The following is a 24,470-nucleotide window of genomic DNA, read 5'->3' as shown; positions in this document are numbered from 1 at the left end:
TTTTGACCATCTGGTCGAATTAATTCGCTGCCAGATGTCAGGTCAGGGTGAATTCCATGACAACGGCATCAATTTTATTATTGTTTTCCTGCTGGTAATACCCTTTGCGCAACCCGCAGGGGCGGTATCCGATCTGCTCATAAAGAGCGATCGCAGGAGAGTTGTTCTTGGCCACTTCCAGAAACGAACGGGATGCGCCTAAATTTTTGGCTTTGGTGTGCCATTCGTTCATACGCAGTTTTGCCAGCCCCTGACGCTGAAGTGTGGGGTGCGTTGCAATGGTGATCAATTCCGCTTCGTCCGCGATCACCTGAAACAGAGCGAAAGATTTTGAATTTCCAAAGACATGCGTGAACCGGTTTGACAGCAGGTCGGCAAATTCGGCAGCCGTCCACGGGCGGGATTGCGTGAACGCCGCCGCATGAGTTTCGGCCAGCTCTTCCGGTGTCATTCGTCCAGCAATGCCGGTGGAACGTCCCGTGAAGGGGCGGCATCGGCCGACCTTATGTAAAGAGGTGCCGGAGGTTCAGTCACAGTTCGCCACCGATGCGCCGCGATGCGTGCGATGGCCCGGACCTGTTGATCGGCGTCATCATTGAAGGCCAGCGGGCCAAGTGATTCTGCGGATTCCAGAGTTTGTAGTGTGGGACCGGTTTCCGGGGTCGAGATATATACCTGTTCTCGCGGCGCGCGGATTGCCGGAATTCTGTCCTGAAAATCCGCACATAGTGCCTCGAAGCCCGACACACCAACTGCAGGAACCCCAAGACCAAGGGCCAATCCGCGCGCAGCGGAAACTGAAATCCGAATACCAGTGAAATTGCCCGGCCCGATCCCGACGCCAATCGCGGACAGATCACCCCATGTGCGCCCAGCTTCTGCAAGAACCTCTTCCAGTAATGGCATAAGGCGTTCGGCCTGACCGCGGGTCATGGCTTCAACCTTTGACGTGACAATGTGGTCGCCCTGCAACAAAGCGGCCGCGCAATGCGCGGCCGATGTGTCGAAAGCCAGAATAACCGGTTCAGACGGCAACTGGGCGAACCTCGGTCACTTCGGGAATGTAGTGGCGCAGAAGGTTCTCGATCCCCATTTTCAACGTCAGGGTCGAGGAAGGGCAGCCCGCGCAGGCACCTTGCATGTGCAGATAGACCACGCCCCGGTCAAATCCGTGGAAGGTAATGTCGCCCCCATCTTGCGCCACGGCAGGCCGAACGCGGCTGTCCAGAAGGTCTTTTATCTGGTTCACAACCTCAGCATCTTCACCGGTGTGTTCTGCATGGCCAGAAGCTGTGGTCGCGTCCGACGCCATGACCGGTTGGCCGGATTGATAGTGCTGCATGACCGCGCCAAGAATGGCCGGTTTGATATGGTCCCACTGCACGTCAGCCGATTTGGTGACGGTCACGAAATCGTTGCCAAAGAAAACGCCAGTCACGCCATCAACGATAAAGATACGGCTCGCCAGAGGCGATTTTTCTGCCGCTTCCGCTGTTGGAAAGTCTGCGGTGCCAACCTCCAGCACGGTTTGGCCGGGCAGGAATTTCAGCGTTGCAGGGTTCGGCGTGGATTCGGTCTGGATGAACATGGCGCGGCTCCGTTTTCGTTGCTCATGATATGCGGGTCCGCGCGCAGGAAGTCAAGATTTGGAACCGTTCTAAATTGTGGTGGCAAACCTGACCGCATCCTCCAACCGATCATCCCCCCAAAACAGTTCCCCGCCCACCAGAAAGCTGGGGGCGCCAAACAGCCCATTATCCTGCGCTGTTTTTGTCTGTGTTATAAGCGCGGCCTTGACCGCGGGGTCCTGCGTCTTGTCAAGCAGGTCCTGCGATAATCCGGCTTCGGCAAGGCATGGGCGCAATACAGCGTCGTCCGCGATGTTTTGCCCGTTTGCAAACTCTGCCGAATAAACTGCGCGGCTGAACGCGGCTCTTTGCGCGTGATCTTCGATGGCCAACGTAAGCCGCGCCGCCTTCAAGCCGTTTTGTGGAAATGGATTGGGTTTTTGGAAGGGCAAGTTTCGCTGCGCCGTCAGTCGTTCCATGTCGCGCCACATGTAGCGGCCCTTGGCCGGGTACAGGTTGAACGGAGAATTATCCCAACCCTGCGACGCGAAAATCGGCCCCAGCAGAAAAGGCTGCCATTCGACAGTGACCCCGTGGCTGGTCGCGACGTCCTCGACACGCATCGCACTGAGGTAAGAATAGGTCGAAGCGTATTCGAACCAGAACTGAATGCTATGCGGCATGGTTAGGCCTCAGGTGATTTCTTCCAGCTTTTCCTTGCTTAGATCGCCGGGAACAATCGTGATCGGAATGGGCATGCTGCCAGAATTCTTGGTGAGTTGAGTTACCAATGGCCCGGGGCCTTTCTTTTCGACACCAGCGCCCAGCACCAGCACGCCGATCTCGGGGTCGGACTGTACATGTTCTATGATCTGCGCCACCGGTTCGCCTTCGCGAATGGCCAGTTCCGGGTCGACACCCTGTTTGTCGCGCATCCACTTCGCGAATACCTCGTAATGGGCGTGGATACGTTCGCGGGCTTCCTCGCGCATCACTTCGGCCACACCGATCCAATGGTTGAATTCATCGGGGGGAATGACCGATAGGATCGTCACACCGCCGCCCGTATGGGCCGCACGCATCGCTGCAAACCGCATCGCGTTCAGGCATTCGCGGCTGTCATCCAATACGACCAGGAACTTACGCATGGGTGTCCTCATTCATTTCGGGCGATCATGCCCGACCTGATGCGCGCTGGCAACCGATGCCTAACGCGTGCTGGCCGCCCAGTCCCAATACAGCTCGCGCGCACGTCGGGCGATGGGCCCGACCTGATATTGCGTATCCTCCAGCGCCGTGACCGGGGTGATCTTGCTCATGTTGCCGGTCATGAAGACTTCATCAGCCTTATGGAAATCATCAAAGGTCAGGACGGATTCGTGCACGGTCACACCATCGGCACGCAGGTTTTCGATGTGGCGCGTGCGCGTGATCCCGGCAAGGAAAGTGCCGTTGGGGGTGGGGGTGAAGACCTCGCCGTCACGAACCATGAAGATATTGGCAGTAGCGGTTTCAGCTACATGCCCAAGAGAGTCAGCCACCAGGGCATTTGCAAAGCCCTTGGACCGGACCTCTTGCAGCATCCGCGCATTGTTCGGGTAAAGGCAGCCCGCCTTGGCGTTCACAACGGCTGATTCCAGAACCGGACGGCGGAAGCGCGTGTATCCCAGCGTTGCTGAGGCGGTCTCGGGGGCCATCGGAATTTCTTCCAGACAGATGGCAAAGCCGGTGCTGTTTTCCTGCGGGACAATCGCGGTCGCGTCCCCGTCGATGCCCCAGTACATTGGGCGGATATAGACGGCAGAGTCGGGCGCATAGCTTTCAAGACCTTCGCCCACGATCTCGACCATCTGATCTGTCGTCACTGTCGGTGTCAACATCAGCGCCTCGGCCGAGCGGTTCACGCGGGCGCAATGGGCCTTAAGGTCGGGTGCCAGCCCATCGAAATACCGCGCCCCGTCAAAGACTGACGATCCCAGCCATGCACCGTGATCAGCCGCACGCATGATCGGCGCGTCCCCGTCATGCCATTGACCTTCGAAATAGGTACGGATGTTTTTGCCGACTGCCATGACGCCCTCCCAAGCTTTGCGGCAAACCTAGGAAGACGCAACGGCAACGTCCAGCGCAATCAGCCCTGTTTTGCGCCGACCATGCCCACGATGTCGTAGGTCTGCTGCAGGATCGGGGCGGAAATCGCGCGTGCTTTTTCCGCGCCATTGGCCAGAATGCGATCAATCTCGGCCTCTTCACCCATCAGGCGCGCCATCTCGGACGAGATCGGGGCCAGTTTCGACACCGCCAATTCCGCCAGCATTGGCTTGAACTCACCAAACTGCTTGCCGCCAACCTCGGCCAGAACCTGCTCGGCGGTTTGGTCGCTGAGGGCCGCGTAGATATTCACCAGATTGCGCGCTTCGGGTCGTTCCGACAGGCCGTCAACTTCCGAGGGCAGGGCATCCGGGTCCGTCTTGGCCTTGCGGATTTTCTTGGCAATGGCGTCAGCGTCATCAGTCATGTTGATCCGCGTCATGTCCGACGGGTCCGATGACGACATCTTACGCGACCCGTCCCGCAGGTTCATCACGCGCGGCGCGGGGCCACCGATCACGGGCTCGGTCACTGGGAAGAACTCGACACCATAGTCATGGTTGAACTTGATCGCGATGTCGCGGGTCAGCTCCAGATGCTGCTTTTGATCCTCACCCACTGGCACGTGCGTTGCGTGGTAAGTCAGAATGTCCGCCGCCATCAGCGCCGGATAAGCAAACAGGCCAAGCGAAGCGTTCTGTGCGTTCTTGCCCGCCTTGTCCTTGAACTGCGTCATCCGCTGCATCCAGCCCATGCGAGCGATACAGTTGAAAATCCACGCCAGTTGCGTGTGCTCGGGCACTTGACTTTGGTTGAACAGGATAGATTTCTCGGGGTCCAGCCCGGCGGCGATGAAACCGGCGCAAACCTCGCGGGTTTTTTCACGCAGACGGGCGGGGTCTTGCCAGACGGTGATCGCGTGCAGGTCGACCATGCAATAGATGGTCTCGTAATCTTCGCCCTGCATATCCACAAAACGCTTGAGCGCGCCCAGATAGTTACCAAGGTGCAGGTTTCCCGAAGGCTGGATGCCGGAAAACACACGCGGTGTGAACTGGGTTTCGGTCATCGAAGGGAACTCCCGTCTGGAAAAATCAGCCCCCGTCGCTTACCCATGAGGTCAAGGGACGTCAACAGCCGCGAAAGGCCAGCCCAATGAGCAGTGAGCATTATACGCCAGCCGTGAACCCCCTGCCGCCCGTTGTGGTGGCGTTGGTTCTGTTCATCTTCGGGATCGAGCTGATCTTTATGCTGGGCTCACGCGGGCTGGTCGGAGGGCCGTCTGCTATCGGCTGGCGGCTGGACGCGTTGCAGCAGTATTCGTTTTCGCCCGACATCTTTGACTGGATGGTTGAGAATGGCCGGTGGCCTTTCGAACATCTGATCCGTTTCGTGACCTATCCGTTCGTGTCGGCCAATTTCACCCAGGCCGTCTTTGTCTGTGTCTTTGTGTTGGCCATGGGAAAGATGGTGGCCGAAGTGTTTGGCAGCGTGCAGATGCTGGTAATCTTTGTGCTGTCCGGTATCGGCGGCGCACTGATCTATGCCGTGCCGCTTGATCCGCAATATCCGCTGGTCGGAGGATTCCCCCCGGTCTACGGCCTGATTGGAGCGTTCACGTGGATTTTGTGGCGAAAGCTGTCGCTGGTCGGAGAGAACCAGTCGCGCGCCTTCAGCCTGATTGCGGTGTTGATGGGCATTCAGTTGCTGTTCGGCCTTCTATTTGGCGGAACGCTGGATTGGGTCGCTGATCTGGGTGGGTTTGCCACCGGCTTTGGCCTGTCGTTCTTTCTGGCTCCGGGTGGCTGGGCGCGGATCGTGGGGCGTATACGGCGGGATTGATCACGACCGGCGCAAAGCTGTCTTGAACTCAGACACCTTGAAAGCGCCCATTAGGTGACCAAGAAAGAAATACGTGACGGCGGCAACCAAGATCAGCAGCATCAATGCAAGATACCGCCAGCCGGGTACGTGAAACGCCCAGCCAATCAGGTGAATGGCGGCGAAAAGCACAACGCCCATCCCGGCAGACGCAGCCATGATGCGCCACGCACGATGTTTGAAACGGTCGTCAAACCGGGCTTCTTCCCCCATGCGCCGTGCCCCGATAATCAGCAGCCCGACCATGGCCCAGCCTGCGACCGAGGCCGCGATCGCAGGCGCAATCCATCCCACCACCGGATACAGCCCAAAGGCCAGCCCAGCGTTGATGATCATGGCGACCACCGCATAGTGAAAGGGCGACCGCGTGTCCTCGCGCGCAAAGAACAAAGGTTGCAGCAGCTTTTGCAGCATGAAGGCGGGCAGCCCAATTCCGTAAATCGCGACGGCAAGGGCCGTCGCCGCCGTGTCTTCGGCGCTAAATTGACCGCGTTCGAACAGGACTGAAACCAACGGATTCGGAATGATCACGAAAGCCACGGTCGACGGGATCGTCAGCAGCAGCGTGAACTCTCCCGCGCGCGAGAACGCGTTGCGTGCGCCGTCCTTGTCATCGGCGCGCAGGCGTCGTGACAGGTCAGGCAGCAGGACAATGCCAACAGCGATGCCGACGACGCCCAAGGGCAACTGGTACAGGCGGTCGGCTGCAAATAGCCAACTAACGGCCTTTTCCGTCTTGGACGCCACAAGCTGTCCCACCACAAGGTTGACCTGCGTCACCCCCATGGCGAGCGCCGCAGGAACAGCGATGCGCACCATCCGCCGCATCTCGGGGCTGAGTTTTGGTAGCCCGGGGCGAATGCGGAATCCGGCACGCTCGGTCGCGACCCAGACCAACGCCAGTTGCGCAATACCGGCCAGCGGGATTACGGCGATTAGCCAGCGGATCACTTCCCCGCCGGACATGGCCCCGGCGATCAGGGCGGCACAGGCAAAGACATTTAGAAGAACCGGCGCGGCCGCAGCAGCCGCAAACCGGCCTGTAGCGTTCAAAACGCCCGAAAACAACGCGGCCAATGACATGAAAAGGATGTATGGGAACAGCACATAGCCGTAGTCGACCGCCAGATCGAACCGTTCATCGCCGTAAAACCCTTCGGCCGTTACCCAGACCAGAGCGGGCATGAAAACCATTGCAAGCCCGACCAGTGCCAGCACCGCCGCCGCAAGCAGGTTGAAGGCATCCTGTGCAAAGCCCTGCGCGTCCTCTTCGCCCTCCAGTCGTTTCGAGAACATCGGCACAAACGCGGCGTTGAATGCACCTTCGGCGAAAAATCGGCGGAACATGTTTGGCAGGCGAAATGCGGCGACAAACGCGTCCATCACTGGCCCCGGCCCGATATAGGCCGTAAGCAGAATTTCACGCAGAAATCCCAATATCCGACTGGTGAGGGTCCAGAACCCGACCGTGAACAGGCCCGAAAACAGCCGGATCTGCTTCATGAGGCTGCGCGCTTGGCGCCCTCGGTGATGGCTTTGCGCAGCTTGGCCTCCAGTGTGCGCTGTTTGCCTTCCGAGTGGTATTTCAGCCCGAACATGTCTTTGACATAGAAGGTATCGACCACCTGCTCGCCATAGGTCGCGATCACGGCGTTTGCCACATAGACATTGGCGGCGGCCAGCGTGCGGGCCAGATCATACAGTAGGCCGGGGCGGTCGCGCGTATCCACTTCGATGATTGTGTAAATCTCGGACCCGTCATTGTCGAAGATGATATGGGTGGGCACGTTAAATGCGCGCTCACGCTTCTTGATCTTGTCGCGGGTTTTCAGGGCATCGCGCGCGACCACTTCACCCTTAAGCGTTTTGTGGATCATCTGCGTCAGGCGTGGCAGTCGGCTGGACTCGAACGGGCGTCCCTCGGCATCCTGAATCCAGAACGCGTCGGTCACATATCCGTCCTTGGTGGTATAGCTGCGTGCATCGACCACGTTTGCCCCGACCAAGGCCAGCGCCCCCGCAATTCGCGCAAAGATACCCGGGTGGTCGCCCATGGCAAAACAGGCACGCGTTGCATCACGATCCTCGTCCGGGTGCAGGCGGATTTCCATCCCACCTGAATCCCCGTTGCGATCAAGGTCCCTAAGCATCTCGGCGAACTCGACATGCGTTGAAAGGTGCAGACCTTGCCAATAGGGGTCATAGTGCCGAGCAGTTTCCGTCTTCAGGTCACCCTTTGACCATTCGGCCAGTTTCGCGCGCAACGCTTTCTTGGCACCCGCACCGCGATTGGCACGGTTAAGGTCTTCCATTCCTGTCTCAAGTGCGCGCTTTGTTTCGGCGTGCAGGGCCCGCAGCAGGGTTGCTTTCCAGTTGTTCCAGGTATCCGGCCCCACACCGCGGATATCGCAGACTGTAAGAACCGTCAGCAGGTCCAGCCGCTTAACCGTTTTCACCGCCTTGGCAAAATCCCTTACCGTGCGCGGGTCCGAAATATCGCGCTTTTGCGCCATGTCGGACATCAACAGGTGATACCGCACCAACCATTCGACAGTTTCCGCATCCTTCTTGTTCAGCCCCAAACGGGGCGCGACCTTGCGGGCAATCTGCGCGCCAAGGATAGAATGATCTTCGGGCCGCCCCTTGGCAATGTCATGTAACAGCAGCGCCACATACAGGACCTTGCGATTAATGCCCTCTTTCAGGATTGACGAGGCCAACGGTAGGGATTCCACCAACTCACCGCGCTCGATCTGGGCAAGGTTTACGATGCACTGGATGGTGTGCTCATCCACCGTATAGCTGTGATACATGTTGAACTGCATCATTGCGACGATGTGTTCGAATTCCGGCAGGAAAGCAGACAGAACCCCCAGTTCGTTCATTCGGCGCAAGGCCCGTTCAGGGTTTCCGTGCTTCAGCATCAGATCAAGGAAAATGCGCTGGGCTTCCTTGTTTTCGCGCATGTCCTCGTCGATCAGCTGCAAGTTCGCGGTAACCAGTCGCATCGCGTCGGGATGGATCAACATTCCGGTGCGCAACCCCTCTTCAAAGAGGCGCAGCATGTTCAGCTTGTCGACAAGGAACTGATCCGGGTCGGAGACGTTCAGTCGACCGTGAACGACGCGAAAGCCGGGTTTGACCCGGGGGCGACGACGCAGAATACGTTCAAGCAAAGCCGCACCTTTCATGTGGCTTGCTTCCAGTTTGGTCAGGAAAATACGCGTCAGTTCCCCGACTTTCGTGGCCTCGCGGAAATAGCGCTGCATGAACACTTCTACGCCGCGGCGTCCGGCCCTGTCTTCGTACCCCATGCGATCGGCCACTTCGACCTGCAGATCGAAGGTCAGTTGTTCAGTGGCCCGTCCCGTCACCAGATGCAGGTGGGAACGCACTGCCCACAGAAAATCCTCGGCCTGAACAAAGGTGGCGAATTCGTCCGGCGTGAACAGACCAAGGGGCACCAACTCGGCCACATCCTGTACGCCGTAGATGTATTTGGCGATCCAATACAAAGACTGAAGATCCCGAAGCCCGCCTTTACCTTCTTTCACGTTGGGCTCGACCATGTAGCGCTGGCCTTGCTTTATGTGTCGCTCGTCACGTTCCTGTAGTTTGGCTTCGATGAAGGCACGCTCGGTGCCCTTGAATAGATCTTCGCGCAGCCGTTTTGTCAGATCGCCGGCAAGCGTTTCGTCACCTGCCAGATAACGCTGTTCCAGCATCGCGGTACGAATCGTGAAATCGTCGCCGCCAAGCCGCAGGCAGTCTTTGATGGTGCGTGAGGAGTGCCCGACCTTTAGCCGCAGGTCCCAGAGGATATAGAGCATGGACTCGATCACGCTCTCGGCCCAGGCGGTAATCTTGTAGGGGGTCAGGAACAGAAGATCGACGTCTGATGCCGGGGCCATTTCACCGCGCCCATATCCCCCCACCGCCAGTACGGCAATCTTTTCACCCTGCGTCGGGGTGGCCAGCGGATGCAGGTCCAGGCTTGCCACTTGCATGGCAGTGCAGACCAGACCGTCGGTCAGGTAGGTATAAGAACGGGTGAGCGGACGCGCATCGAAGGGACGTTTGGCAAATGCGTCGGCAATGGCCTGACGTCCGGCTTTTTGGGCATCGCGCAGTATTCGCACGGTTTCATTGCGCCGTGCGGCGTTTTCCGATGTCTTTTTGAAGGCTTCCGACAGTTGCGCCATAACAGAGTTACTGTCGAATATGTCATCAGCCGGGCATATCAGTTCGCCGCGCGGAACGAGGGTCAGCGCGGGCCGATCAGAAGCCAGCGCCAGAGAAGCTTTGTGGGGCGGAGTCAATCACTACTACCTGTTTATTCTGGATCGTGGCGACAGCCAGACCGCGTTCGTTCGTACCGTCCGAGCGTAGGCGGAAAATTCCGCCAACACCTTGAAAACCGGCATTTTGTGTTAGTGCCGACGCTGTCAGCGCATTCGACTTACCTTGGCTGACCAACGCAGCGATCGCCGCGATGCCGTCATAGGCCAGGCCGCTGATCGGATGCGGCGCTTCGCCATAGGTATTGTTATAGCGCTGGCGATAGGCTTGTGCCTTGGATGGATCGGGCAGCGCAAACCACCCGCCTTGCACGCCCGGCAGCTCAAGCGTCTGGGCGGGGATGTCCCAGCGCGTCAGACCCATAAACTGCGTCGTTGCAGGCGAAACACCAGCTTCGGGCAGCAATTGCGAATACAGCGGCAATGCCCCCGCTGTGGTTGCGGTCAAAAAGATGGAATCGGCGTCTGACGCATCGACCGTGGCCTTGATCGTGGGTACCGAGTTGATGACACCTTGCTGTGAGCGGTCATATGCGACCGTACCGGCGTTGTTAACCCGGCTGCTGCTTAGCGCATTGGCGATCGCCGACTGGCCAAGCTGACCTGCGGCGTCATTGCTGTGGACGATCACGGCACCGGTTTTTCCCTGCGTACCGGCGAAGTTCACAAGGCGATTGGCCGTATTCTGGAACGTCGGGCCCAGAACAAAGACATTTCCACCCGCGATGCTGGTATTGTTCGAGAAAGACAGCACGTTGACGTTATTGTTTAGGACAGCAAGCCCGGCAGAGTTTGCCGCCTGCGCGTAAACGGGGCCAAGGATGATTTTCGCCCCGTCTGCCACAGCGCGCTGTGCGACCTCGGCGGCGGTGTTGGAACTGCCTTGTGTATCGTAGACCCGCAGATCAATCGTCACGTTTTGCAGGTCGGCCATTGCAAGGCGCGCGGCGTTTTCAAGGCTGCGTGCCAATGCTGCGTCACCAGACTGGGGTGAACCTGCGGGCACCAGAAGGGCAACAGGAACAGGCGCGGAGGTATTGATTGATGGTCCACCACCCAGATTACCTGTCTCACAGGCAGCCAGAAATGCGGCAGTTGCCAGCACGGCGGCGGTTTTCGCCAGTTTGCGAACGGGCTTGCAATGGATAAACATCTAAATGAAAACTCCCTGTCCCGGCGGCTTGGAGTACCGCAAGTCTGTTATGCCGCGATAATAAACGTCACGCTGTGAGGGTCCAGCTTTGAATCACCAAAAAGTCAGATTGGGCGCGGGCCTGTATTTTGTTGCCACTCCGATCGGAACGGCGCGCGATATTACGCTCAGGGCCTTGGATCTGCTGGCTTCGGCAGACATGATCGCGGCCGAGGACACGCGCAGTCTGCGGCGGCTGATGGAGATCCACGGAGTTCCGTTGGACGGGCGTCGGATACTGGCCTACCACGATCACAGCGGCGCAGGTGCGCGGGGGAAGATACTGGACGCGCTGCAGGCCGGTCAGTCGGTGGTCTATGCGTCCGAGGCCGGGATGCCGCTGATCGCCGATCCGGGTTATGATCTGGGAAAACAGGCGGCTGAGGCCGGCCATATGGTGACTTGTGCACCGGGTCCGTCTGCTGCGTTGATGGCCCTGACCCTTGCAGGCCTGCCGACAGACGCGTTCTTTTTCGCTGGGTTTCTGCCGAACGCGTCGGGTGCACGCCGAACACGGATCGAAGCGCTGAGGGATGTGCCCGGAACGCTGGTGTTCTACGAATCGCCAAAACGTGTGGCCGCATCTTTGGCGGATCTGGCACATGTTCTGGGAGGGGATAGGCAGGCCGCAATGTGTCGCGAGTTGACTAAGAAATTCGAAGAGGTTCGGCGCGGCACGCTGGGCACGCTTGCAACCGAGATCGCGGGGCAAACCGTCAAAGGCGAAATTGTTCTGCTGGTGGATCGCGGGCATTCGGAAACCGTTAACGAATCTGACGTAGAAGAGGCATTGAAACGTGCCTTGGAGACGCATTCGGTGCGCGATGCCGCTGACCTTGTATCTGAAATGTACAAGTTGCCGCGCCGACCGATCTACCAGAAGGCATTGAAGCTGGGAAAGGGATGAAATGTCCAGGCGATCCGTGCAAAGCTCTGTGTCTTTTCACGCGGGGCAGGCTGCGGAATTGCGAGTGGCGACAGATTACGAGCGTCGCGGATTCACCATCCTGCATCATCGTTGGCGTGGCGCGGGCGGGGAAATCGACCTGATCGCCCGAGACGCCAAAGGGCTGGTTTTTGTCGAGGTCAAGAAAAGCCAAAGCTTTGAAATGGCTGCCGCTCGGATCAATCGCCGACAGATGAGCCGCATTTGCGCCTCTGCCGCGCAATTTCTGGAGAATGAACCGGGTGGTCAACTCACTAATGTTCGGTTCGACGCGGCGCTGGTGGATGCCTCGGGCGCTGTTCAAATTATTGAAAACGCCATTGGTCAGGACTGACACCCATTGAACCCTTGGGCGCGCTGGGCCATGTATCTGGCGTGAAACTGAGGGACACGCCATGAAAATCGCCTTTCAGATGGACCCGATCGGGGCCGTGGATATCAATGCCGACAGTTCCTTCCGCCTTGCGGAAGAAGCACAGAAGCGCGGCCATTCCCTGTTTTTCTATGGGCCGGATCAACTGGCCTATCAGGAAGGTCGCATAACGGCGCGCGGTCAGGACATGACGGTGCAGCGGATTGCCGGGAACCCGGCCGAGCTGGGCTCCGAGCGTGAGCTTGATCTGGCCGAGTTTGATGTTGTCTGGCTGCGGCAAGACCCTCCGTTCGACATGCATTACATCACGTCGACGCATTTGCTGGATCGCCTCAAAGGGCAGACGCTGGTGGTCAACGATCCGTTCTGGGTGCGAAACTATCCCGAAAAGCTGCTGGTGCTGGATTTCCCGGAACTGACCCCGCCCACAACCATCGCTCGGGATTTGCAGACGATTAAGGCGTTCAAGGAAAAGCACGATGATATCATCCTAAAACCACTTTACGGCAACGGTGGCGCGGGCGTGTTCCGGTTGGATGCAAATGATCGCAATCTGACGTCGCTGCATGAACTGTTCACCGGGTTCTCGCGCGAACCGCTGATCGTTCAAAAGTTCCTGCCTGACGTCAGCAATGGCGACAAGCGTGTCATTTTGGTGGATGGAGAACCGGTTGGCGCGATCAACCGTGTACCAGCGGCAGGCGAAACCCGGTCAAACATGCATGTCGGCGGGCGTCCTGAAAAGATCGGCCTGTCCGAGCGCGATCTTGAAATTTGCGCCGCGATTGGGCCGTTACTGAAGGAAAAGGGCCAGATTTTTGTTGGGATCGACGTGATCGGCGACTACCTGACCGAGATCAACGTGACTTCGCCCACCGGCATTCAGGAGCTGGAGCGGTTTGACGGCGTCAACATCGCTGAAAAAATCTGGCAGGCAATTGAGGCCAAGGTCTAAGACGCGGCTTGTGCGCTGACGCGAAAGCTCAGCGCCTCAGCCACATGGGGCCGTTTTACATCCGGCGCTCCGTCCAGATCGGCAATCGTGCGCGCCACCCGCAACATACGGTGAAAGGCGCGCGCGGATAGGCCAAACCGTTCAGCGGCCTTCAACAGCAATTCTTTGCCTTCGGCGTCTGGCGCTGCGATTTCTTCCAGAATGGCACCTTCCACATCCGCGTTCTGTCGGGTCGATGTGCCCTCGAACCTCTGCGCCTGAACAGCACGTGCCTGTTCCACGCGCGCGGCAACAGTGGCCGAACTGTCGCCGGATGGGGGCAGATCAAGATCGGTAAAACCGACTGGCGGCACTTCGAGGCGCAGATCAAACCTGTCCATCAGTGGGCCCGAAATGCGGCCCAAATAATCCTCGCCACAGACCGGTGCGCGGGAACAGGCGCGGGCGGGGTCCGTCAGATAACCGCATTTGCAAGGGTTGGCGGCGGCCACCAGCATAAAACGACAGGGATACTTCACATGCGCATTGGCCCGGGCGACCATGACCTCGCCCGTCTCGATCGGTTGGCGCAGGGTTTCCAGAACTGTGCGCGGGAATTCCGGGAATTCGTCCATGAACAGCACACCGTTGTGGGCCAGAGAAATTTCCCCCGGTTTCGCGCCTTTTCCACCGCCAACGATTGCAGCCATCGAAGCGGTGTGGTGCGGTTCCCGAAACGGACGGGTGCGGCTGATGCCGCCTTCGTCCAGCAAGCCGCAAAGCGATTGGATCATCGAGGTTTCCAGCGCCTCGGCCGGGGTCAGCGGCGGCAGAATTCCGGGCAAACGTGCGGCCAGCATGGATTTCCCCGACCCCGGCGTGCCGATCATGATCAGGTGATGTCGCCCGGCGGCGGCGATCTCGAGCGCGCGTTTGGCTCGTTCCTGTCCTTTCACATCCCGCAGGTCGCGGGCGCTGGGTGCAAGGCTGACCTCGCCGGGTTGGGCGGCGGATAACGGGGCCTGGCCTGAGAAATGTCGCACCACATCCCCCAACGATCCGGCCCCTATGACCTGCGTGGCGTCGACCCATGCGGCCTCGGCGCTGGAGGCTTTGGGGCAGAGCAGTGCTCGGTCTTCGGCGGCGGCAGTCATCGCCGCAGGCAGGGCGCCAACCACGGGAACCAGCGATCCGTCCAGCGACAGTTCACCCAGCGACACCGCGCTTTCGGCGGCGTCGGGCGGGATGATTTCCAGTGCGGACAGCAGCGCGACGGCGATGGGCAGGTCGAAATGGCTGCCCTCTTTCGGCAGGTCGGCAGGTGACAGGTTGATGGTGATACGTTTCGACGGTAGCGCGATCGCCATGGAACTGAGCGCGCTACGGACGCGGTCGCGGGCCTCTGACACGGCCTTGTCGGGCAGGCCGACGATGGAAAAAGCGGGCAGGCCCGGCGAGACAGCGCATTGCACCTCGACGGGGCGGGCCTCGGCCCCTTGGAAAGCGACGGTATGTGAGCGGGCGACCATGAACGACCTTTTTGGTTAACAGGTCGTTGCTGGCACGCGGGCAGTTTAGGAATCGTTAACGTCGGCTACCATCGCGGTGAATTTTGGCCAAGCTTCAGGGTCTGCAACGGTTTTGTCGCGGCAGAACGCATTACAGAAACCCCAAAGCCGTTCGTTCAACTCAAGAACATGAGTGACCGGTTTGCCAGAGTAAGGGCAGGCGCTGTTGACCGAATTGGTTCCGGAAACGGCGCTTGCATCGGTGCGCCCACCAACAGGCCAAGGCCGTGATGAAAGATCCTGTGGATAGGGAAATGGCGCATAATTCACGGTCAGTCCCATCGCGCGCCATTGCCGGACGGTTCGGTCAGAAAGAAGGTCCAGACAATACTGCCGGTTCGCATCGGACACGGGCAGCCCGTACCCGACGATGCGCGCTGCAACCGGCGTATAGAATACATCCGCCAAAGAATAGGTGCCGAACAACGGACCGCTCGTCGAACCGGACACGTCGCGCGCGTGATGCCAGAGCGTTTCGATCCGTTCCAGATCGTTCAGAGTTTCTGACGACGGCTTGTACCCCTGCCAACACTGTTTGAGCTGCATCGGGCATTCCCCGCGCAACGCCGAGAACCCGGCTACCATTTCGGCGCACAACCACCGCGCCGTTGCACGGGCTGACGGGTCTTTGGGCCATAGTCCGGCCGCGGGGTGCCGCTCGGCCAGCGTTTCGGCCATGGCGAGGCTTTCTCCCACAACAGTACCTTCCGGCAGGCGCAGGGCAGGTACAAGGCGCGCTGGCGCAAGTGGCTTCATATCTTCGGCCATTGTGCCTGAATAAAGGCCGATCATATGCGTTCGATACGGCAGGTCGAACTTTTCCAGCATCAACCAGCCACGCATGGACCAACTGGAAAACAGGCGGTCCCCAACAAACAGATCATAGGTCATGACCGCAGGATGGCGCGCGAAAACCTATCCGTAAATCAGTGATTTGTGGGGGTGCAGATCACGGAAGGTGATTGATCCGCCCAACAGACCATCCGTCGTCGTGATGGGTCAGCTCTGTGACCGACAGGTTGTCGATCTTGTGGCTAAACGCCTCTCGAGCGGTGACATCCAATGCGCGTTGTACCTGGGTTAGAATGACCCCGAAATGCGCAACAACGACCAGGTCTTGCCCGGTGTGCTGTGTGATCAACGCGTCAACAACGGTATCCACGCGCGCCCGGACCTCATTCCAGCTTTCACCTTCGGGCGGGCGCACGTCGCCTGGGTTGTCCCAGTAGGCAAAGGCAAGTTCGGGGTCGTCGGCCTCGATATCCTTGAACCCGCGCAACTCCCACGTGCCGAATTTGATTTCCCGCAGGTCGGGGTGATGGGGCAAGCGCGCGCGCGCGCCTTGTATGGCCGATGCCGTATCGACCGCGCGGGACAGGTCCGAGGAAATCACCAGTGACTCGGGCGGTAAATGGTCATGCAGTCGCGCCACAGCGGCCGTATCGCTGAGGTCAGCAGGCAAGTCGGACCAACCGACCATGGTTTTGGCATGAGTCGGGCCATGGCGGACAAGATGCAGGCGAGTCATGGTAGCTGTCCTTTCAGAACCAGCGGCAGACCGACCTGAACCTGAACTACCAGTTCTGCCTGAGCCGCCAGCGCAATATTCAACCGCCCCTGCACCTCGCGAAAGCGGCGGGACAGGGCGTTTTCGGGTACGATGCCCTGACCCACTTCGTTAGAAACAATAACGACCGGGGCCTTGCAGTCTGCGAGGGCCTTCAACAGGGCAGTCTGGGCTTGCATCAGGTCGTTTTCAGCCAGCATATGGTTGGTCAGCCACATGGTCGCGCAGTCGATCAGGCACACATCGTCCGGTGTCAGAGCTGATAAGGCTGGTTCAAGGTCCAGCGGTGCCTCGATCGTTGACCAATCCGGGCCGCGTTGCGCGATATGGCGATCAATCTTTAGGCGCATCTCATCATCAAACACTTGTGATGTGGCAAGGTAATTGCGGTTTTTACCTGATGAAACAACAAGTTGTTCGGCAAAATCAGATTTGCCCGAAGCCGCGCCCCCTATCACAAAGGTTAAATCCGGATACACTATTCTTACCTTCCATGTGATCCACCCGGTTTTGTTCTGCGTATCGACCATAAGTCGGCAAAGCAAGGCCGTGCTGCGCCTGTGAAAAGGGGAGATTTCCATGGCACTGGACAATTCAAACGATTTTTCAATGTCGCGACAGGCAATGAAGGCGGAATTGCTGGACGCGGCAACTGAATTGAAACTTGCGTATGCATGGCGCGACCAACGTGACGAGCAAGCTCTGCATCGGTTGATCACGGCTTATATGCGGCTGGCGATTTCGATGGCGGCCAAGTTTAAACGATACGGTGCGCCCATGAATGACCTGATCCAGGAGGCGGGGCTTGGTCTTATGAAGGCCGCCGACAAGTTCGACCCGGATCGCGGCGTGCGCTTTTCCACCTATGCAGTATGGTGGATCAAGGCCAGCATTCAGGACTATGTGATGCGGAACTGGTCGATGGTTCGGACGGGCTCGACCTCCTCACAAAAATCGCTGTTCTTCAATATGCGCCGTGTCCAGGCACGGCTGGAGCGGGAAGCCGCGACAGAAGGAATGCAATTGGATCGTCACCAGTTGCATCAGATGATTGCCGCCGAGATTGGCGTGCCCCTGCGCGACGTCGAGATGATGGAAGGGCGGCTGTCCGGTTCCGATTTCTCGTTGAACGCCGTGCAGTCTGCCGATGAAGACGGGCGCGAGTGGATTGATGCGTTGGAAGACGAGCGCGAACAGGCTGCTGAGACAGTCGAAAACACTCACGACACCGAACGGTTGCGGGAATGGCTTGTAACCGCGATGCAGGCGCTCAACGAGCGAGAGCGGTTCATTGTTCGCGAACGCAAGCTGCGCGAACCTGCGCGGACGCTTGAAAGTCTGGGTCAGGAGCTTGGCCTGTCCAAGGAACGCGTGCGCCAGTTGGAAGCGGCGGCATTCGTGAAAATGCGCAAGAACCTTGAAGCGCAATCCCGCGAGGTGCAACACTTCATCGCATGAAACAGATTGCGATTCTGCTGTGTGCATTGATGGTTACGGTCAGTCAGGGCCGGGCTGATCAACATATTCCAGACGACGTTGCGGCCGCGATGCGGTCGGCGGACGTGGTTATTCTGGGTGAAATCCATGACAATCCCCAACACCACATGGTGCAGACCGAGGCATTGAAGATCGTGTCGCCCTCGGCCGTGGTATGGGAAATGGTGACCGAGGAGGGGGCGCAGCGACTTGCCCAGAAAGCGGCCTCCAACCCCGAGGAATTGTCGCGAATATTGCGGTGGGCCGAGTCCGGCTGGCCACCATTGAGCATGTATTACCCCGTTTTTCAGGCAACAGATGCGCCGGTCTATGGCGCGATGGTTCCACGCGCCGCTGCCCGCGCCGCGATGGAGCGGGGGGCCGCGACCGCATTGGGCGCGGATGCGGCGCGATATGGTCTGACGATCCCCTTGTCGACCGCCGAGCAGATGGCGCGCGAAGCCGATCAGCTTGCCGCGCATTGCGATGCCATTCCCGAAAGCGCATTGCCGCAAATGGTTGCCATTCAGCGGCTACGCGATGCCGTTCTTACACGGTCGATTCTGCGCGCAACGGATGAAACGGGTGGCCCGGTTGCTGTGATCACGGGCAATGGCCATGCGCGCAAGGATTGGGGTGTCCCGACCTTTTTGTCTCGGTTGCGCCCGGGGTTGAAAGTATTCGTTCTGGGACAGTCCGAGGACGGCAGCATCGAAGGTGAATTCGACGCGGTGATTGACAGCCCTTCGGTCGAACGGGAAGACCCCTGCCTTGCATTTGAGACGCAGAATTAACCGCTGGAACTGTTCGGCGGCCTTGCCTAATGTCGGGGCCGACCGGAATGGGAAGGGCACGACATGCTGGCATCGAAACGCATTCTGCTGATCATCGGCGGAGGGATCGCGGCCTATAAATCGTTGGACCTGATCCGACGGTTGAAGGAACGCGGCGCGTCTGTAACGCCTGTTCTGACGCGCGCGGCTGAAGAATTCGTGACACCCCTGTCTGTTTCCGCGCTTGCCGGGGAAAAGGTGTATCGCGATCTGTTTGATCTGACGGATGAGGCCGAGATGGGGCATATCCAATTGTCCCGGTCGGCGGATCTGCTTGTTGTTGCGCCAGCCACGGCGGATTTGATGGGGAAAATGGCGGGCGGGCTGGCCAATGATCTGGCCTCGACCCTATTGATGGCGACAGACACACCGGTTTTGAGCGCTCCTGCCATGAACGTGCGCATGTGGGATCACCCCGCGACGCAGCGCAATCTGCGGACGTTGAAATCTGATGGGGTCGGCTTTGTCGGTCCGAATGAAGGCGACATGGCGTGTGGTGAATATGGCCCCGGCCGTATGTCCGAGCCTTTGGAAATCGTTGCCGCGATCGAGGCCCAGCTTGGTGATGGCCCGCTTTTGGGGAAACGCATTCTTGTAACTTCTGGCCCAACGCATGAGCCGATTGATCCGGTTCGGTATATTGCCAACCGGTCTTCGGGTGCGCAGGGCTCTGCGGTGGCGCGTGCGCTGGCTGCTTTGGGTGCAGAGGTGATCTTTGTGACCGGACCCGCCGATGTGCCAGCCCCGGACGGGGTGCACGTAGTGCCTGTGGAGACTGCCCAGCAGATGTCTGACGCGGTGGACGCCGCGCTGCCTGTGGACGCCGGAGTTTTTGCTGCTGCTGTGGCGGATTGGCGCGTGGCCAGCGCCTCGGACCGGAAGCTGAAGAAAACCCGTGACGGTCTTCCTGCACTGGAGTTTGCCGAGAACCCGGACATTCTGAAAAGGGTCGCGCAGATGAACGACGGACGCCCCCCGTTGGTTGTTGGTTTTGCCGCCGAAACGGACAACGTGGTTGAACACGCGACGGCCAAACGCAAACGCAAGGGGTGTGATTGGATCGTTGCCAATGACGTCAGCCCGGCGACGGGGATCATGGGGGGCTCGGAAAATGCGGTCGTCCTGATCTCGGATCAGGGTTCGGAAGAATGGCCCCGTATGGGCAAGGACGCCGTGGCCAAGCGGCTGGCCGACAAAATCGCGGATGCCTTGAACGGCTAGGCAAAAGGAACTCAGATGGTTGCAATTCGTGTGATCCGCGAGGACGGAGCGGACCCCTCGGTGCCCTTGCCCTCTTATGAAACCGCCGGTGCGGCCGGTGCGGATGTTCGGGCTAATATGCCGGACGGTGCGTCAGTCACCTTGCAGCCCGGCGAACGGGCGCTAATTCCAACCGGGTTGCGGATCGAAATCCCTCAGGGTTTCGAAGTGCAGGTGCGCCCGCGGTCCGGGCTTGCGCTGAAACATGGCATTACGCTCCCAAACACGCCGGGCACGATCGACAGCGACTATCGCGGTCCGTTGGGGGTGATCGTTCTCAATGCCGGACAGGAGGCGTTCGAGATCACGCATGGGGAACGCATCGCCCAACTGATCGTGGCCCCCGTTGTGCAGGCCACTTTTGAGGCCGCCGATACACTCAGCGACACCGCGCGCGGGGCTGGCGGTTTCGGGTCAACAGGGCGCGGCTGATGCTGTTGGTCCTCATTCTGGCCGCTGGGTTGTGGGGTATCGGCTATCTTGCTGGAGTGTCCCGTACGGCGCGTCTGGCTTCGGTCGCGGTGTTGCTGTTGGGCGTAATAACAGCCCAATTGGTGCTGCCCGACGGCCACCCCCTGCGTGCGGCAACTGGCGGGTCCGCTGCCATGTGGCTTATACTGGGTGGTTTCGCGGTTCTGGTTCTGGTTTACGGAAGAGTGCTGAAAGCGTTGCGAAACCGCGCAACCCCCGCCGCCAAGGAGCCCGCCATGCAATCCGACCAATTCACGGAAACCGAACTAGAACGCTATGCCCGCCATATCGTGTTGCGGGAACTGGGTGGCCCGGGTCAGAAAAAGATGAAACAGGCGCGGGTACTGGTGATTGGTGCCGGTGGTCTGGGCGCGCCCGCGCTGCAATATCTGGCTGCTACCGGGGTGGGGACCATCGGCGTGATCGACGATGATGAGGTCGAAAATGCCAACCTGCAACGGCAAGTGATCCATCGGGATGCGGATATCGGGATGCCCAAGGTGTTCTCGGCCCAGCAGGCCATGAAAGCGCAGAACCCCAACGTGACCGTGCTTCCCTATCACCGCCGCCTGACTGACGAGATCGCAGCAGACCTGTTCGCTGATTTTGATCTGATCCTCGACGGAACCGACAATTTCGACACCCGCTATCTGGCCAACCGCACCGCCGTTGCGTTGGGAAAACCGCTGATCTCGGGCGCGTTGTCGCAATGGGAAGGACAACTGAGTGTCTTTGACCCTGCCCACGGCGCGCCTTGCTATCAGTGCATTTTCCCCGAGGCCCCGGCCCCCGGTCTGGCCCCTTCTTGTGCTGAGGCAGGCGTGATCGGCCCTCTGCCCGGCGTTGTGGGCTCGATGATGGCGGTCGAGGCGATCAAGGTGATCACCGGGGCTGGGCAGGCGCTGCGCGGCGAGATGCTGATCTATGACGCGCTTTATGGGGAAAGCCGCAAGATCACTCTGTCACGCCGTGCCGATTGTCCGATTTGCGGTAAGTGAGCGCGCGCGCTGGATCATCCTGCCCTGCGCTCCTAGGTTGCGATCAAAGGAGAGTTTCATGACCAACCCGATCCTGTCCGACTGGACCACACCGTTTGAAATTGCGCCGTTTGACACGATTGCCGATAGCGATTTTTCCCCCGCGCTGGACACCGCCCTAAAGGTCCACAACGCGCAGATCGATGCCATCGCGGACAACCCCGACGCGCCCACCTTCGCCAACACGGTCGAAGCGCTTGAGGCCGCAGGTGAGCAGTTGGACAAGGTCCTGTCGGTGTTCTTCACCGTGGCCGGTGCCGATAGCAACCCGGCGCGCGAGGAATTGCAGCGGGATTTTTCGCCCAAGCTGGCGGCGCATTTCTCGGGCATTTCCTCAAACAAGGCGCTGTTTCAGCGGTTGGCCGACCTGTGGGCGCGGAAGGACGATTTGAGCCTGACGGACGAACAGTCTCGGGTGCTGATGCTGACCCATCGCGGGTTCGTGCGCGCGGGTGCGGCGCTGACTGGGGATGCCGACGCGCGGATGCAGGCGATCAAGGCGCGGCTGGCCTCGCTGGGTACATCCTTTACCCAGAACCTGCTGGCGGATGAGCGTGAGTGGTTCATGCCTCTGTCCGAGGATGATCTGGAAGGTCTGCCCGATTTCGTCGTGGATACGGCCCGCGCCGCCGGGCAGGAAAAGGGCGCAGACGGCCCGGTTGTGACCCTGTCGCGCTCAATCATCGTGCCGTTCCTGCAATTCTCGCCCCGCCGCGATCTGCGCGAGGTGGCGTATAAGGCGTGGACCGCGCGTGGCGCGAACGGGGGCGAGACGGACAATCGCGAGATCGCCGCCGAAATCCTCGCCCTGCGCGAAGAACGCGCCAAGTTGCTGGGCTATGCCAATTTCGCCGCCTACAAGTTGGAAACCGAGATGGCCCGCACACCAGACAAGGTGCGTGATTTGTTGATGCAGGTCTGGGAACCGGCCAAGGCCCGCGCGGATGCGGATGCCGAGATTCTGACGCAGATGATGCAGGCAGATGGTGTCAATGGCCCTCTGGCCGCGTGGGACTGGCGCTACTATGCCGAGAAACGTCGCAAGGCCGAGCATGATCTGGATGAGGCCGCGTTGAAGCCTTACCTGCAATTGGACCGGATGATCGAGGCCGCTTTTGCCTGCGCCAACCGTCTGTTCGGGTTGGAATTCGCGCCGCTGGATGTGCCTTTGTACCACCCCGATTGCCGCGCGTGGGAGGTCACGCGCAACGGCCAGCATGTCGCGGTGTTCATCGGGGATTACTTCGCGCGCGGGTCCAAGCGATCCGGCGCGTGGTGCAGCGCGATGCGGTCTCAGGCCAAATTCCCCACGGTGCAGGCTCCGGTCGTGATCAACGTCTGCAGCTTCGCCAAAGGCGATCCGGCGTTGCTGTCCTATGATGATGCGCGGACACTGTTTCATGAATTCGGTCATGCGCTGCACCAGATGCTGTCGGATGTGACCTATGAAAGTATCTCGGGTACATCTGTGGCGCGCGATTTCGTGGAACTGCCCAGCCAGCTTTATGAACACTGGCTGAAAGTCCCCGAGGTTTTGGCCGAGTTTGCCACCCATGCTAATACCGGCGCGCCGATGCCGCAGGACATGCTGGACAAGGTGCTGAAGGCCGCCAATTTCGATCAGGGGTTTCAGACGGTCGAATATGTCGCCTCGGCGCTGGTCGATCTGGAATTCCACGACGGCGCGGCCCCCGCCGATCCGATCGCGACACAGGCGCAGGTGCTAGAGGGTATGGGGATGCCCCCGGCCATCGGGATGCGCCACGCCACCCCGCATTTCGCCCATGTGTTTGCGGGCGATGGCTATAGCGCGGGCTATTACAGCTATATGTGGTCCGAGGTCATGGATGCCGACGCCTTCGCCGCCTTTGAAGAAGCCGGAGGAGCCTTCGATCCCGACCGCGCCAAGGCGCTGGAGGAAAATATCCTGTCCACCGGTGGCTCGCGCGAGGCCGAAGACCTGTATCTGGCCTTCCGGGGCCGGTTGCCGGGGGTAGAGGCGTTGTTGAAAGGCCGTGGCCTGATCTCGGCCTGATCAGTATCCCAGATTGCGGTTCACGACGTGCAGCAGGGGTTGCCCGGTTTCACCTCGGACGATGTTGTCGCAAATGACCTGCGCGGCCGTGGCAGGGCGGGTTTCCGATGCGATGTGGGGCGTGACCGTCACTTTGGGGTGCGCCCAATAGGGATGATCGCCGGGCAGGGGTTCCACCCGAAATACATCCAGCGTCGCGTGCCCGATCTGGCCGGAGTTCAGGGCTGACAACATCGCGTCATCGTCAATCAATGGCCCCCGGCCGGGATTGATAACGCATGCGCCTTTCGGCAGCAGGGCCAGCGTTTCGGCGTTCAGTGTATTTGCGGTCACAGGCGTATCCGGCAAGAGCAGCACGACAATTTCAGCTTGTGACAGGGCGGTACGCAGCCCCGCGTCACCATGCAGACACCTTACCCCCGGAATATCCTTGGCGGTGCGGCTCCAGCCCGTGACTTCGAAACCAAGCGTGGCCAGGGCGCGCGCGGCGGCATCACCCAATGCTCCAAGACCCAGGATGCAAACCCGTCGCTCAGGCGCCAATGGCGGGGCGGCCGGTGCCCATACGCCATCCTGAACAGAAATGTGCTGATCCATCCCAAGGTGATAGCGCAGAACATGCCCCACCACCCATTCTGTCATGCCCTGCGTCAGGCCGTGATCTACCATCCGCGCCAGAGGAACGGTCAGGGTTTCGTTGCCCGCGATCTTTTCGACCCCGGCCCAAAGGCTCAGCACGGCCTTCAGGCGTGTATATGGCGCGAAGTCCAGAAGCCCGCCATCTGGGGCGTAGACGATATAGTCCACCTGATCCGGCTCGATGTTAGTTGACAGACGGAAGTTCAATCCGGCTTCGGTCAGGTACTTTGACAACAGCGGCTGATATACCGGCCAAAGCTCGGGGCGGGCGGAAAACAGGACGTTCACGGACATTGGGGGC

25 protein-coding genes are annotated in these 24,470 nt (G+C 59.6%); 10 read left to right on the top strand and 15 right to left on the bottom strand.

Annotated features, from left to right (window positions below; translation table 11 throughout):
• Nucleotides 1-37: 37 nt before the first annotated feature.
• The 7 genes from GOX75_RS09620 to trpS form a co-directional block, all read right to left on the bottom strand.
• Entirely contained in the window at nucleotides 38-451 is a 414-nt protein-coding gene (locus GOX75_RS09620; protein ID WP_171122525.1) for a GNAT family N-acetyltransferase, read from the bottom strand.
• A complete protein-coding gene (gene tsaB / locus GOX75_RS09615) occupies nucleotides 448-1,035 on the bottom strand; it encodes a tRNA (adenosine(37)-N6)-threonylcarbamoyltransferase complex dimerization subunit type 1 TsaB (protein ID WP_171122523.1) in 588 nt (195 codons plus the stop codon). The genes GOX75_RS09620 and tsaB overlap by 4 nt, the downstream gene beginning before the upstream one ends.
• A complete protein-coding gene (locus GOX75_RS09610; protein WP_171122521.1) occupies nucleotides 1,025-1,588 on the bottom strand; it encodes a NifU family protein in 564 nt (187 codons plus the stop codon). Before GOX75_RS09610 ends, tsaB begins: the two co-directional genes overlap by 11 nt.
• Nucleotides 1,589-1,657: 69 nt before the next feature.
• The gene (locus tag GOX75_RS09605) at nucleotides 1,658-2,251 is read right to left on the bottom strand and encodes a 2-hydroxychromene-2-carboxylate isomerase (protein ID WP_171122519.1); all 594 of its coding nucleotides are present in this window, start codon (nucleotides 2,249-2,251) and stop codon (nucleotides 1,658-1,660) included.
• A gap of 9 nt (nucleotides 2,252-2,260) precedes the next feature.
• Complete coding sequence (locus GOX75_RS09600) at nucleotides 2,261-2,716, bottom strand: universal stress protein (protein WP_171122517.1); 456 nt, start codon at nucleotides 2,714-2,716, stop codon at nucleotides 2,261-2,263.
• 60 nt (nucleotides 2,717-2,776) lie between these two features.
• Complete coding sequence (locus tag GOX75_RS09595) at nucleotides 2,777-3,640, bottom strand: branched-chain amino acid aminotransferase (RefSeq protein ID WP_171122515.1); 864 nt, start codon at nucleotides 3,638-3,640, stop codon at nucleotides 2,777-2,779.
• Nucleotides 3,641-3,699: 59 nt separating this feature from the next.
• Nucleotides 3,700-4,728 (bottom strand): tryptophan--tRNA ligase, encoded by a 1,029-nt coding sequence (gene trpS, locus GOX75_RS09590; protein ID WP_171122514.1) that lies wholly within the window; start codon nucleotides 4,726-4,728, stop codon nucleotides 3,700-3,702.
• Between the two features lie 86 nt (nucleotides 4,729-4,814).
• Between trpS and GOX75_RS09585 the strand changes: the two genes are divergently transcribed.
• Nucleotides 4,815-5,501, top strand: coding sequence for a rhomboid family intramembrane serine protease (locus GOX75_RS09585; protein WP_171122513.1), 687 nt, complete (start codon nucleotides 4,815-4,817; stop codon nucleotides 5,499-5,501).
• Here the strand turns inward: GOX75_RS09585 and murJ are convergent, their stop codons facing one another.
• The 3 genes from murJ to GOX75_RS09570 are packed head-to-tail and all read right to left on the bottom strand — an operon-like array spanning nucleotide 5,502 to nucleotide 10,991.
• Nucleotides 5,502-7,043, bottom strand: a complete 1,542-nt coding sequence (gene murJ, locus GOX75_RS09580; RefSeq protein ID WP_171122512.1) for a murein biosynthesis integral membrane protein MurJ — start codon at nucleotides 7,041-7,043, stop codon at nucleotides 5,502-5,504.
• On the bottom strand, nucleotides 7,040-9,859 hold the full coding sequence (locus tag GOX75_RS09575; RefSeq protein ID WP_171122510.1) for a [protein-PII] uridylyltransferase: 2,820 nt from the start codon (nucleotides 9,857-9,859) through the stop codon (nucleotides 7,040-7,042). The genes murJ and GOX75_RS09575 overlap by 4 nt, the downstream gene beginning before the upstream one ends.
• Complete coding sequence (locus tag GOX75_RS09570) at nucleotides 9,819-10,991, bottom strand: penicillin-binding protein activator (protein ID WP_171122508.1); 1,173 nt, start codon at nucleotides 10,989-10,991, stop codon at nucleotides 9,819-9,821. Before GOX75_RS09570 ends, GOX75_RS09575 begins: the two co-directional genes overlap by 41 nt.
• Before the next feature lie 88 nt (nucleotides 10,992-11,079).
• Here GOX75_RS09570 and rsmI point away from each other — a divergent pair, with 88 nt between their 5' ends.
• The 3 genes from rsmI (at nucleotide 11,080) to gshB (ending at nucleotide 13,304) form a co-directional block, all read left to right on the top strand.
• A complete protein-coding gene (gene rsmI, locus GOX75_RS09565) occupies nucleotides 11,080-11,937 on the top strand; it encodes a 16S rRNA (cytidine(1402)-2'-O)-methyltransferase (protein WP_171122506.1) in 858 nt (285 codons plus the stop codon).
• 1 nt (nucleotide 11,938) lies between these two features.
• The gene (locus tag GOX75_RS09560; protein ID WP_171122505.1) at nucleotides 11,939-12,310 is read left to right on the top strand and encodes a YraN family protein; all 372 of its coding nucleotides are present in this window, start codon (nucleotides 11,939-11,941) and stop codon (nucleotides 12,308-12,310) included.
• Nucleotides 12,311-12,371: 61 nt separating this feature from the next.
• Nucleotides 12,372-13,304: a glutathione synthase gene (gshB, locus tag GOX75_RS09555; RefSeq protein WP_171122503.1), complete on the top strand. Its 933-nt coding sequence runs from the start codon at nucleotides 12,372-12,374 to the stop codon at nucleotides 13,302-13,304.
• Here the strand turns inward: gshB and GOX75_RS09550 are convergent.
• The 4 genes from GOX75_RS09550 to cobU are packed head-to-tail and all read right to left on the bottom strand — an operon-like array spanning nucleotide 13,301 to nucleotide 16,897.
• Nucleotides 13,301-14,812 (bottom strand): YifB family Mg chelatase-like AAA ATPase, encoded by a 1,512-nt coding sequence (locus tag GOX75_RS09550; protein ID WP_171122501.1) that lies wholly within the window; start codon nucleotides 14,810-14,812, stop codon nucleotides 13,301-13,303. The genes gshB and GOX75_RS09550 overlap by 4 nt on opposite strands.
• Nucleotides 14,813-14,857: 45 nt before the next feature.
• Nucleotides 14,858-15,742: a glutathione S-transferase gene (locus GOX75_RS09545; RefSeq protein ID WP_171122498.1), complete on the bottom strand. Its 885-nt coding sequence runs from the start codon at nucleotides 15,740-15,742 to the stop codon at nucleotides 14,858-14,860.
• 58 nt (nucleotides 15,743-15,800) lie between these two features.
• Nucleotides 15,801-16,379 carry a histidine phosphatase family protein gene (locus tag GOX75_RS09540; protein WP_171122496.1) on the bottom strand — a complete coding sequence of 193 codons (579 nt, stop codon included), beginning with the start codon at nucleotides 16,377-16,379 and terminating at the stop codon, nucleotides 15,801-15,803.
• The gene (gene cobU, locus GOX75_RS09535) at nucleotides 16,376-16,897 is read right to left on the bottom strand and encodes a bifunctional adenosylcobinamide kinase/adenosylcobinamide-phosphate guanylyltransferase (RefSeq protein ID WP_371808148.1); all 522 of its coding nucleotides are present in this window, start codon (nucleotides 16,895-16,897) and stop codon (nucleotides 16,376-16,378) included. The genes GOX75_RS09540 and cobU overlap by 4 nt, the downstream gene beginning before the upstream one ends.
• A gap of 100 nt (nucleotides 16,898-16,997) precedes the next feature.
• On the opposite strand from cobU, the gene GOX75_RS09530 reads away from it, so the two are divergent.
• The 6 genes from GOX75_RS09530 (at nucleotide 16,998) to GOX75_RS09505 (ending at nucleotide 23,530) form a co-directional block, all read left to right on the top strand.
• Nucleotides 16,998-17,876: an RNA polymerase factor sigma-32 gene (locus GOX75_RS09530; RefSeq protein ID WP_171122494.1), complete on the top strand. Its 879-nt coding sequence runs from the start codon at nucleotides 16,998-17,000 to the stop codon at nucleotides 17,874-17,876.
• Nucleotides 17,873-18,688: a ChaN family lipoprotein gene (locus tag GOX75_RS09525; protein WP_171122492.1), complete on the top strand. Its 816-nt coding sequence runs from the start codon at nucleotides 17,873-17,875 to the stop codon at nucleotides 18,686-18,688. Before GOX75_RS09530 ends, GOX75_RS09525 begins: the two co-directional genes overlap by 4 nt.
• Nucleotides 18,689-18,751: 63 nt before the next feature.
• Nucleotides 18,752-19,948, top strand: a complete 1,197-nt coding sequence (gene coaBC, locus GOX75_RS09520) for a bifunctional phosphopantothenoylcysteine decarboxylase/phosphopantothenate--cysteine ligase CoaBC (protein WP_171122490.1) — start codon at nucleotides 18,752-18,754, stop codon at nucleotides 19,946-19,948.
• A 15-nt stretch (nucleotides 19,949-19,963) separates the two neighbouring features.
• Nucleotides 19,964-20,419, top strand: coding sequence for a dUTP diphosphatase (dut, locus tag GOX75_RS09515; RefSeq protein WP_171122488.1), 456 nt, complete (start codon nucleotides 19,964-19,966; stop codon nucleotides 20,417-20,419).
• Complete coding sequence (locus tag GOX75_RS09510) at nucleotides 20,419-21,456, top strand: molybdopterin-synthase adenylyltransferase MoeB (protein WP_171122486.1); 1,038 nt, start codon at nucleotides 20,419-20,421, stop codon at nucleotides 21,454-21,456. The genes dut and GOX75_RS09510 overlap by 1 nt, the downstream gene beginning before the upstream one ends.
• A gap of 58 nt (nucleotides 21,457-21,514) precedes the next feature.
• Nucleotides 21,515-23,530 (top strand): M3 family metallopeptidase, encoded by a 2,016-nt coding sequence (locus tag GOX75_RS09505; RefSeq protein WP_171122484.1) that lies wholly within the window; start codon nucleotides 21,515-21,517, stop codon nucleotides 23,528-23,530.
• Here the strand turns inward: GOX75_RS09505 and GOX75_RS09500 are convergent, their stop codons facing one another.
• The gene (locus GOX75_RS09500) at nucleotides 23,531-24,463 is read right to left on the bottom strand and encodes a glyoxylate/hydroxypyruvate reductase A (protein ID WP_171122482.1); all 933 of its coding nucleotides are present in this window, start codon (nucleotides 24,461-24,463) and stop codon (nucleotides 23,531-23,533) included.
• Nucleotides 24,464-24,470: the final 7 nt, after the last annotated feature.

The organism is Ruegeria sp. HKCCD7251 (assembly GCF_013031165.1).
Lineage (GTDB): Bacteria > Pseudomonadota > Alphaproteobacteria > Rhodobacterales > Rhodobacteraceae > Ruegeria.
Note: the sequence above shows the minus strand (reverse complement) of the source record. Positions and strands in the feature narration are given on the sequence as shown.